The organism is Kribbella sp., assembly GCF_035655035.1.
Taxonomy (GTDB): Bacteria; Actinomycetota; Actinomycetes; order Propionibacteriales; family Kribbellaceae; genus Kribbella.
Window position 1 is genome coordinate 1 of the sequence record NZ_DASRVN010000076.1, and the last position, 8,721, is coordinate 8,721.

Below are 8,721 nucleotides of genomic sequence, written 5' to 3' on the forward strand. Positions count from 1 at the left end.
TGCGGCGGGTACGTCGCCGCCACGGTCTCGCGCAGTATCCGCTCGAAGTCCGGGCCTGCCACCCAGTCCCGGACCCGCAGGTCGAAGTCGCCCAGGTGGGTGGCGCACCACTCCTGGTACTTCGCCGTCTCGAAGTGCTCGTCCGCGAGCGCCAGGTACCCGTCCAGCTTGGCGTCGTAGTCGAGGTCCGAGTCCGCGATCTCGAAGTACCGCTCGGTGTGCAGGTCGGCCGACGTCCGCCGGCCGGTCGCCAGGCAGAACACCGACCACTTCACCAGCGCGCTCAACGCCCACGGGAAGTAGTAGTGCAGCGATGTGACCGCGACGTCCGGGCAGGCGTTGGCGTAGTCGATGGGATGCACCGAGTCGCCTTTGACCAGCATCTCGCAGGAGTTGAACTCCCAGCCGAAGAACGCGTTCACGATCCGGCTGATCGCGACCGCCTGGTGTCCGGCGGACGGGGACAGGAAGTCGTGCGAGACGGCGTACCGGTTGTGCATCGGCTGGTCCGGCCGGAAGTCCATCACCATCGTCTCGGCGCCGATCGACAGCGCCCGGGCGAACTTGTCGTACTCGATGGTGGCCTGCAGGTGCATCAGCATCTCGCCGGACGCGTCGTACGCGCGGTGCAGGTCGTCGGCGTTCTCGATCCGGGACACGCCCCGCCAGCCGCCGCCGTCGAACGGTTTCATGTACAGCGGGTACCCGAGGTCCGCGGCCAGCGCGTCCAGGTCGAACGACCGGTTGTACTTCGCCGACGTGTACGCCCAGCGCACGTTGTCGACCGGGTTCTTGTACGGCACCAGCACGGTCCGCGGGATCTTCAGCCCGAGGCGGAGCATCGCGCAGTACGCCGAGTGCTTCTCCATCGACTGGAACGTGAACGGGGAGTTCAGCAGGTACGTCCCGTTCATCAGCGCGGCCTTCTTCAGCCACTCGCGCGGGTGGTAGTACCAGTACGCGAGCCGGTCGATCACCAGCCCGACCCGGACCGGATCGTTCAGGTCGAACGGCTCGATGGTCAGCCGCCTTGACCCGAACTCGTGCTCGCGCCCGTCGATCGTCACCGGCCCGACCCGCTGCAGCAGCGCCTCGAACGCCTGCGGCCAGTCCTCCTCGGCGCCGAGCAGCAACCCGATCAAATGCCGCGAGCGATCAGCCACAGTCATCCTCCGTACGTCGGTGCTACGAGGGTACGTTCTAACAGAACCGCGGTAGGTGGTGCGCGAGCTGCTGCCGCCACCACGGCCAGTCGTGCGCGACGTCGTACCCCCAGAGGTCGAGCTCGTGCGGGATGCGCCTGTCCTCCAGCAGGGCGGCGGTCTTCAACGCCGACGGCAGCGAGCCGGTCGGGTGCGTCTCCCAGTCGCCCTGCCCGACCGTGAGCACGATGAACAGCCGCCGGCGCAACCAGTCCAGGTGGTCGCCGGAGAGATTCGGGAGATAGTCGGCCGGGTTGTTGAAGTACGTCGCGTCGCCGCGCTCGCCCCACGCGTGCCAGCTGGTCGCGTCGTAGTTCCCGGACTGGCAGATCGCGACCGGGAACAGGTCCGCCCGCTTGAGCGCGAAGTTCAGCGCGTGGAACGCCCCGAGGCTGCACCCGGTCGTGATGATGTCCGAGGCATCCGGTGAGTCCGTCCCGATCGTCGGCACCACCTGGTTCACGATCCAGGACTCGTACAGCTCGTGCCGCCGGGCGCGGACCTCCAGCTGGATGCTCCGGTCCGACCAGCTCACGTGGTCGTACGAGTCCACGCAGTACAGCTTTACCCGCCCGGCCTCGATCAGCGGTGCGACCGCGTCGACCATGCCGTTGTTCTCGTAGTCCCAGGCGCGTCCCTGCTCGCTCGGGAACACCAGCACCGGCCGGCCGAAGTGGCCGTACCGGATCACCGTGCCGCGGCGGTCAAGCCCCGGCGCCTCCAACTCGACCTGCTCCCGTTCCATCCGCCCCACCCCAGGTCTGTCGCAGTAGCTCCGTCAGCTCAGGATCCAGCACATCCCGCCAGGCTGTGAAGTTGTGCATGTCGGGAGTTTCGTCGAGTACGACGCTCAGCCCGAGCTCGGCGAGCCGCGCGGCCATCACCCGGTTGTTGTGCACGTTCTCCTCGGTGGTCCCCGCGGTCATCGCGACGGCCGGCGTACTGGGCGCGGCGGTTGCCGTCAGCACCTGCTCCACGAACGCGGTGACCTCGGCGTAGAACTCGAACCGGGACTCCTGCGGATCGGTCTCCGGCGTGAAGAACGACCCCGACTGCAGGAAGAGCCCGGAAAACGTGTTCGGAAACGTCCACTCCGCGTGCAGCGCCGCGAGCGCGCCGAGGCTCGCACCCATCAGCACGGGCCTCCGGCTCCGGTACTGCGCCTGCACGGCCGGTACGACGTACTGCGTCAAGGCCTCGGCGTACTGCGGGTTCGCGGAGTACCAGAGGTTCCGCGAGGTCGGCCGGAGCAGCGCGAGCCGGAACGGTGGCAGGCTGCCCGAGGCGACGAGAGCGCCCGCGTAATGCGTGAGCCCGGCGTACGCCGCGAACTCGGGCCCGTCGTGCGCCAGGAGCAACGGCAGCTCGAACCCGGGCGCGATCCCCTCCGGCGCCCACACCTGGACGTCGACCGTCCCGACCGGAGACTCGACGGCGAGCGGCGTGAGCGTGCAGGGGATCGGCTGGACCTCGATCCACGACGGCTGGACATACCCGGGCAGCGGCAGCCACGAGTGGTCGCCGAACGCGCCGCCGACCACCCGCGGGTTGGTCGGATCGGTGCGCATGCCGAGGTCGGCGATGTCGAACAGGTACTCCATCCGGTGCACCGACGGCCGCGGCAGCCGCAGCTCCCAGCCGTAGTCCACCGGCTTGAACTCGAGCAGCTCCGCCGGCAGCCCCAGCTCCTGCCACAGCCGGACGCCCGTGAACGCATGCGCGGCGTCACCGAGGCGGAACACCACCTCGGCCCCTTCGACCGCGCTCACGACAGCAGGCATCCGACCACGGTAGCCCGGAAAACACTGACAACCCCTGTCAGTGTTGGCGTTCTATCGTGGGAAGGTGGTCGATCTCACCGACATCCGCTCCATCACCGCGGAGCTCCCGCGCAGCTACGAGGTACTGGTCCGCGACCAGATCAAGTTCCGCGTCGGCCGGATCGTCTACCTGGCGGTCTCCCGCGACGAGCAGACGATCGGCATCGGCTTCCCCCGCGAGGAACGCGCCGCCGCCCTGGCCGCCGAACCGGACAAGTTCCTCCCGCCCCGCCCCTCCGACGAACGCTTCCAGTGGATCCAGGTCCGCCTGGCCGCCCTGGACCCCACCGAACTCCGCGAACTCATCCTCGACGCCTGGTCGATGTGCGTTCCGAAGAAGCTCCGAGCCGAGTACTTCGGCTCCGAGTGATCTCAGGAGACCACAACCGGGGTGTCGGGGCTGCCGATCAGTTGCAGGAGGTTCGTCGCCTCGGCTTCGACTGCTTGGTGTTCGGTGGGGGTGAGGGGGCGGTGCGGGGTGACCTGGAGGGTGGTGCCGCGGTGGTGGCGCCAGTCGGCGGTGTAGTCGCCGTCGATCAGGACCGTGCCGATCGCGGCGCCGTTGCCGGGTGGGAGGGGGACCGGGCGGGCGGTCGGGTTCACGCGGCGGCGGTCGGCGTGGGAGAGGAGGAGGTTGTCGTACTCCGGAAGGAACCGGACCGGAGCAGGTGTCTCCGGGTCGGGCAGCGGGCCGTCCGGTACGTCGTACAGCTCCCGCCCGTCCTCGTCGGCGTACACGCGGAGCCCGGGGCGGAGGCGGTCCAGTACCTCGCGCAGTCTCGTCAGGCCAGACCACGTCTGTACGTCGGCCACGCTCGCCGGCCCGAACGCCGCCAGGTACCGCAGTACCAGGTCGTCGATCGACGGATCGGCCACCGGTGGACGCCCCAGCCAGCTCTCGATCGTCTGCAGCGCGGCCGGGCCGGTCTTCCCCCACACGCCGCGCGGCGTGACCTGGACCGTGCCGGTGAGGTAGCTCACGGCGTACGCCATCGCGTTCGCGTCCCAGTCCGGCCAGCGCTCGCCGAGTACGTCCCGGAGCCGGGCGCGGCTGTACGGCTCCCGGCTCAGCAACTCGGCGCCGAAGGCAACGACCGCCTCGACGTCCGCCCCGGCCAACTGCTTGCCGAACGAGCCGCGCAGCCCGCGATCGGCGACCGGATGGACGAGCTTCCAGAGCATCAGGCAGTCGTCGGCGGTGACGAGGTGGATGGTCGCTCGCTGCAACGAGGCGCGCACAGCCTGGCGCGACAGCATCAGCCCCGACAGTTCGTCCGGGTCGAAACCCTCCAGCCGGGACCACAACGCGACGTACGCCGCCAGCGGCGCCTGCGCCTGGAGACCCACCAGCCGCTCGAGCAACTCGGCCACCGATCCGGGTTCCCGGCGGAGCAACTGCTGCCGCTGCAAGAACGCACGGTTCAGCTCGCGCCGGCTGAGCACACGGGTATCCACCGCGACAGCCTACGAAAGGCAGGGCGCGTCATCCCCCGGTACTACAGAAGAACCATCCTGATGGCCGATGGGTACGCCGATTCCGCGACGCACTCTGGAAGCATGACCGGGGACTTCTTGCCGCAACGCCAAAAGGCGTCGGCGCTCAGCCAGATCGTGGCCGTCGTACTACTGCTCATCGCCGCCGCGGCAGCGCTCTGGATGTTCCTCTAGGACTCCCACCGCACATCCGCCTCGCCCGGCCGGACCACTCCGGCCTCGTAGGCGACGACGACCGCCTGGACCCGGCTGGACAGGCCGAGCTTGGACAGCACCGAGCTGACGTGGGTCTTGACCGTCGTCTCGCTGACGAAGAGCTTGGTCGCCAGGTCGCGGTTCGACAGGCCACGGGCCATCCACACCAGGATCTCGCGCTCGCGCTCGCTGAGCTGTGACAGCAGGCCGGTCCAGCGCGGGTCCGGCTGCGCCTGCGGCGGGCTCGTCGTACCGCCGTCGACCTGGCGTTCCAGCTCCATGCACCGCTCCAGCAGCACCCGCGTGGACGCCGGATCGACGAGCGAGTCGCCCCGGTGCACCGCCCGTACGGCGGACACCAGCAGGTCCGGGTCAGTGTCCTTCAGCAGGAACCCGGACGCCCCGGCCCGGACCGCGGCCAGTACGTACGCCTCGTCGTCGAACGTGGTCAGCACCAGTACGGCGGGCCGCGCCCGCCCGGCCGCACGGTTCGCCGAGGTGATCCGCTCGGTCGCGACCAGCCCGTCCATCACCGGCATCCGGATGTCCATCAGCACCACGTCCGGGTCGTACTGGTCGATCAGCCGGAGCGCTTCCTCGCCGTTCTCGGCCTGCGCGACCGTGGTCAGGTCCGGCTCGTGGTCGAGGATCATCCCGAGCCCCATCCGGATCACGCCCTGGTCGTCGGCGACGAGGATCCGGATCGGCTCACTCACTTCTGCGGCGGCAGCCATGCCTGCACTCTCCATCCACCCAGGGGGCCGGCCGCGACGGCGAGGGTGCCGCCGACCGCCGTGGCCCGTTCCCGCATCCCGATCAGTCCGTTGCCGCGACCGCTCTCCTGGCGGCGCGCCGTCTCCAGTACGTTCACCGGCGGCGGGCCGCCGTTCCCGTTGTCGTCGATGGTCAGCAGCTCGCCCTGCGGTCCACTCTGCCAGGTCACCCGCGCCGCGGTGGCCTTCGCGTGCACCATCACGTTCGTCAGCGCCTCCTGGATGATCCGTACCGCGGTCAGGTCGGTCGCCGAGGAGAGCTGCCGTTGCCGGGGCGGGAGCTGCATCGTGACGTCGATCCCGACCGCCTTCAGCCGCTCGCCCATCCGCGCCACGTCGGCCAGGTCCGGCACCGGCGCGGTCCCGCCGCCGGACCCGGTGTCGCCGGCGATCTGCGGCGACGCGGTGTTCAGCACCCGGACGGTCTCGCGCATCGCGGTCAGCGCCTCCTTGCCGCTGGCAATGATCCAGCGGATCGCCTCCCGCAGTACTTCGGGACGCTGGTCGGCCACCCGGTCCGCGGCCTGCGCCCGGATCACCACCGCGCTGACGTGGTGCGAGATCACGTCGTGCAGGTCGCGGGCGATCCGGGTCCGCTCCGCGACCGCGGCCCGCTCCGCCTCGACCGCGCGCAGCCGGACCAGCTCGGCGTTGCGCTGTTCGAGCAGCGCGACCGACTTCCGGCGCCGCCGGGTGTCCGCGCCGAGCAGCACCATCCCGCAGATCAGTGCCTCGGCGAACACGAACAGTGACACGTCGATGTACGAGTACAGGCTGGCCACGTTCCGCGGCAGGCTGCGGTACCGGTCGCCGTACTGCGTGATGTCGCGGCTCACGTGGCTGAGGACGATCGCGACCACGGTCGGCAGCCCGATCATCAACCCGGCCAGGCTGCCCATCGTGAAGAACAGACAGGTGAACCGCCGGACGCCCGCCGACGCCGCCAGGTACCCGACGACCAGCAGCGGGACCAGGTGGATCTCGGACTGCAGCGCCGCGTCGCTGATCTCCGGCTGCCCGAAGATCTCCAGCCCGAGCTGAGCGGCCAGGCCGGTGCCGACCGCGGCGTACAGGAACGGGTACAGCACCGAGACGATCACCAGCATCGTCCGCGGGATCCGCCGCGCGAACGCGATCGTTGCGACCAGGAACGTCCCGGTGACCACCGAAACCGCCGGGTTGTGCGGCCGCAGCCAGGTGCCGTTGATCAGGTTCAGCGCCGCGAACCAGATCACCCCGACGACCGCAGCGACCAGCAGATCCTGCTGTCCCTGCGTCATCCGCCGCCACAGTCCCATCACGTCGCCCAGGGTAGTCAAGCCGTGTTTGCCGAAGCTTCATCTGAGTGGAGGGGCGTTCCCTCCAACTTTTGGAGGAGGCTCGGCGTCCGAACTGATACTCAGGGGCTACAGCTAGGGCCGCAGGACGGTCCCTGGGAAGGATGCGCCCACTGCCCTGACCACGAAAGGCTGTACCCCATGAGCGACCGCCACCCCGACCGACGTGCGCCACGGACGCGGTTGCTGTCCGTGATCGGGGTGGTCGGGGTCGGTGCGGTCGCCGGGTCGCTGCTGCTCTGGCACCAGCAGGTCGGGGACGCCCTCGGGCTCGGCGCGGACAAGCGGCCGGTGGTCTCGACGAACAGCGCGCCGGCGTACAGCGCCCCGCCCGTGACGGTGGCGTCCGTCACGCCGACGGTCCGCCGTACGACGAAGACGCCGCGGACGAGCCCCACTGAGAAGCCGGCCAAGACGCCGATCGAGCAGCCGACCGAGCAGTCGACCGAGGAGCCGACGCAGGTGCCGCGGGAGGAGAACATCGACGCGCTCTCCCCGAAGCTCGAGGCCCGGCTGAAGAAGGCGTTCGCGGCCGCGAAGGCGGCCGGCGTCCCGATCCGGATCAACTCCGGCAAGCGCAGCGCCGCGAAACAGCAGCGGCTGCTGAACGAGGCGATCGAGAAGTACGGCTCGTACCAGGCGGCGACCCGCTGGGTGCTGCCCCCGAAGTACTCCGCGCACGTGCTCGGCAAGGCCGTCGACATCGCTCCGGCGGCCGCGATGACGTGGCTGGACAAGAACGGCTGGCGGTACGGCATCTGCCGCCGGTACGACAACGAACCGTGGCACTTCGAGGCGACCACCACGCCCGGTACGAAGTGCCCGCCGCGCGAACCACATGCGCTGGCGAAGGCAGACAACGACTAGGGGGATCCTGAAATGACCATGACCTACGCCCAGCCCTTGACCCGGCGCTACACCCGCGCCCGGCTCGCCGTACCCGCTCTCTGGCGGCAGGTGATCCGGACCAGCGACAAGGGAGAGCAGACGATGGCGGAGCCGGACCGGTCCGCGTACACCCAGCTGGAGATCTACGACGGCATCCTGGCCGCCTTCGAGCGCCGGGACGAGGTGGCCGCGGTACTGCGTTCCGCCGCCGACCGTCCGGCCGCCGTACGCCGGCTGCGTGCCGAGTTCGGGCTCAGCCATCTGCAGGCGACCGCGCTGATCGATCTCCCGCTGACCACCGAGTGCCGCGACCGGATCGCCCGCCGCGCCGACGAACTCCGCACCGCTCTGCACCGCTGAACCATTCTCCGCGCGAGCCGCACTCGGTGGTGGCGGCTCGCGTGGACCTGCGGTATTTGCGTGCCGTGGGGAGGATGGAGGCGTGATCACGATCGAGCAGGCCGGACGACTGCGCAAGGCCGGGGTGCTGTGGACGCCCGGCGCCGGGGACCGGTTCGTGGTACCGGACCGGGACATGGACGACGACGTGTTCGTGGTGAGTGACATGACCGTCGAGGTGCACGACTACCAGGGCAGCAAGGTGATCGGGTTCAACGGCACCACGGAGTGGGCGCTGGACAGCATCGAGCAACGCGAGGTGATCTGGCTGCCGCGTGAGGAGCAGCTACGCGCCCTGCTCGGCCCGCACTTCCGCTCCCTGGAGGCAACGCCCGACGGCTACCGCATCACCCTCACCGACACCACCCACGAAGCCCCCGATGCCGAACAGGCCTACGCCGAAGCCGCAATCCACCTACTCGGCGGCTAGACGCGCCAGTACTGCTTTTTGTCTTTGTCCTTCACGGTGTAGCCGAGGTTCGTGAGTTCGTCGCGGAGTTCGCGCAGGTCGGCCTTGCCCTTGTCGCCGTCGTCGAACGCCTTCGAGCGGACCTTGAGGATCGCGTTCACAGCCGGCGGCAGCTCCGGGTCGTCCTCGATCCACCGCCGGAAG

Annotated in this window: 11 protein-coding genes; 4 read left to right on the forward strand and 7 right to left on the reverse strand. The window is 69.5% G+C overall.

From position 1 onward, the window contains the following. The 3 genes from VFF46_RS04730 to VFF46_RS04740 all read right to left on the reverse strand — a co-directional run. A partial coding sequence (locus VFF46_RS04730) for a hypothetical protein (protein WP_325035778.1) occupies positions 1-1,163 on the reverse strand: 1,163 nt, incomplete at its 3' end. 37 nt (positions 1,164-1,200) lie between these two features. Then, positions 1,201-1,947, reverse strand: coding sequence for an esterase family protein (locus VFF46_RS04735; protein ID WP_325035779.1), 747 nt, complete (start codon positions 1,945-1,947; stop codon positions 1,201-1,203). Continuing rightward, a complete protein-coding gene (locus VFF46_RS04740; RefSeq protein ID WP_325035780.1) occupies positions 1,907-2,983 on the reverse strand; it encodes an alpha/beta hydrolase in 1,077 nt (358 codons plus the stop codon). The genes VFF46_RS04735 and VFF46_RS04740 overlap by 41 nt, the downstream gene beginning before the upstream one ends. Before the next feature lie 64 nt (positions 2,984-3,047). Here VFF46_RS04740 and VFF46_RS04745 point away from each other — a divergent pair, with 64 nt between their 5' ends. Beyond that, positions 3,048-3,392: an MmcQ/YjbR family DNA-binding protein gene (locus tag VFF46_RS04745; RefSeq protein WP_325035781.1), complete on the forward strand. Its 345-nt coding sequence runs from the start codon at positions 3,048-3,050 to the stop codon at positions 3,390-3,392. 2 nt (positions 3,393-3,394) lie between these two features. On the opposite strand, the gene VFF46_RS04750 is transcribed toward VFF46_RS04745, so the two are convergent. From VFF46_RS04750 to VFF46_RS04760, 3 genes are all read right to left on the reverse strand, one after another. After that, positions 3,395-4,477, reverse strand: a complete 1,083-nt coding sequence (locus tag VFF46_RS04750) for a winged helix DNA-binding domain-containing protein (protein WP_325035782.1) — start codon at positions 4,475-4,477, stop codon at positions 3,395-3,397. Positions 4,478-4,686: 209 nt separating this feature from the next. Next, positions 4,687-5,427 (reverse strand): response regulator transcription factor, encoded by a 741-nt coding sequence (locus tag VFF46_RS04755; RefSeq protein WP_325035786.1) that lies wholly within the window; start codon positions 5,425-5,427, stop codon positions 4,687-4,689. After that, positions 5,424-6,782: a sensor histidine kinase gene (locus tag VFF46_RS04760; protein WP_325035787.1), complete on the reverse strand. Its 1,359-nt coding sequence runs from the start codon at positions 6,780-6,782 to the stop codon at positions 5,424-5,426. Before VFF46_RS04760 ends, VFF46_RS04755 begins: the two co-directional genes overlap by 4 nt. A 180-nt stretch (positions 6,783-6,962) precedes the next feature. On the opposite strand from VFF46_RS04760, the gene VFF46_RS04765 reads away from it, so the two are divergent. From VFF46_RS04765 to VFF46_RS04775, 3 genes are all read left to right on the forward strand, one after another. Then, positions 6,963-7,688 carry a M15 family metallopeptidase gene (locus VFF46_RS04765; RefSeq protein WP_325035783.1) on the forward strand — a complete coding sequence of 242 codons (726 nt, stop codon included), beginning with the start codon at positions 6,963-6,965 and terminating at the stop codon, positions 7,686-7,688. A 12-nt stretch (positions 7,689-7,700) separates the two neighbouring features. After that, positions 7,701-8,069 (forward strand): hypothetical protein, encoded by a 369-nt coding sequence (locus VFF46_RS04770; RefSeq protein WP_325035784.1) that lies wholly within the window; start codon positions 7,701-7,703, stop codon positions 8,067-8,069. Between the two features lie 82 nt (positions 8,070-8,151). After that, positions 8,152-8,538, forward strand: a complete 387-nt coding sequence (locus VFF46_RS04775) for a pilus assembly protein CpaE (RefSeq protein WP_325035785.1) — start codon at positions 8,152-8,154, stop codon at positions 8,536-8,538. Here VFF46_RS04775 and VFF46_RS04780 read toward each other — a convergent pair. Continuing rightward, on the reverse strand, positions 8,535-8,721 hold a 187-nt coding region (locus VFF46_RS04780; protein ID WP_422653752.1), incomplete at its 5' end, for a CysS/YqeB C-terminal domain-containing protein. The genes VFF46_RS04775 and VFF46_RS04780 overlap by 4 nt on opposite strands.

Coding starts and splice junctions, on each gene's coding strand:
- VFF46_RS04740 (WP_325035780.1), bottom strand. CDS start 2,983: ATGCCTGCTGTCGTGAGCGCGGTCGAAGGGGCCGAGGTGGTGTTCCGC.
- VFF46_RS04735 (WP_325035779.1), bottom strand. CDS start 1,947: ATGGAACGGGAGCAGGTCGAGTTGGAGGCGCCGGGGCTTGACCGCCGC.
- VFF46_RS04760 (WP_325035787.1), bottom strand. CDS start 6,782: ATGGGACTGTGGCGGCGGATGACGCAGGGACAGCAGGATCTGCTGGTC.
- VFF46_RS04770 (WP_325035784.1), top strand. CDS start 7,701: ATGACCATGACCTACGCCCAGCCCTTGACCCGGCGCTACACCCGCGCC.
- VFF46_RS04765 (WP_325035783.1), top strand. CDS start 6,963: ATGAGCGACCGCCACCCCGACCGACGTGCGCCACGGACGCGGTTGCTG.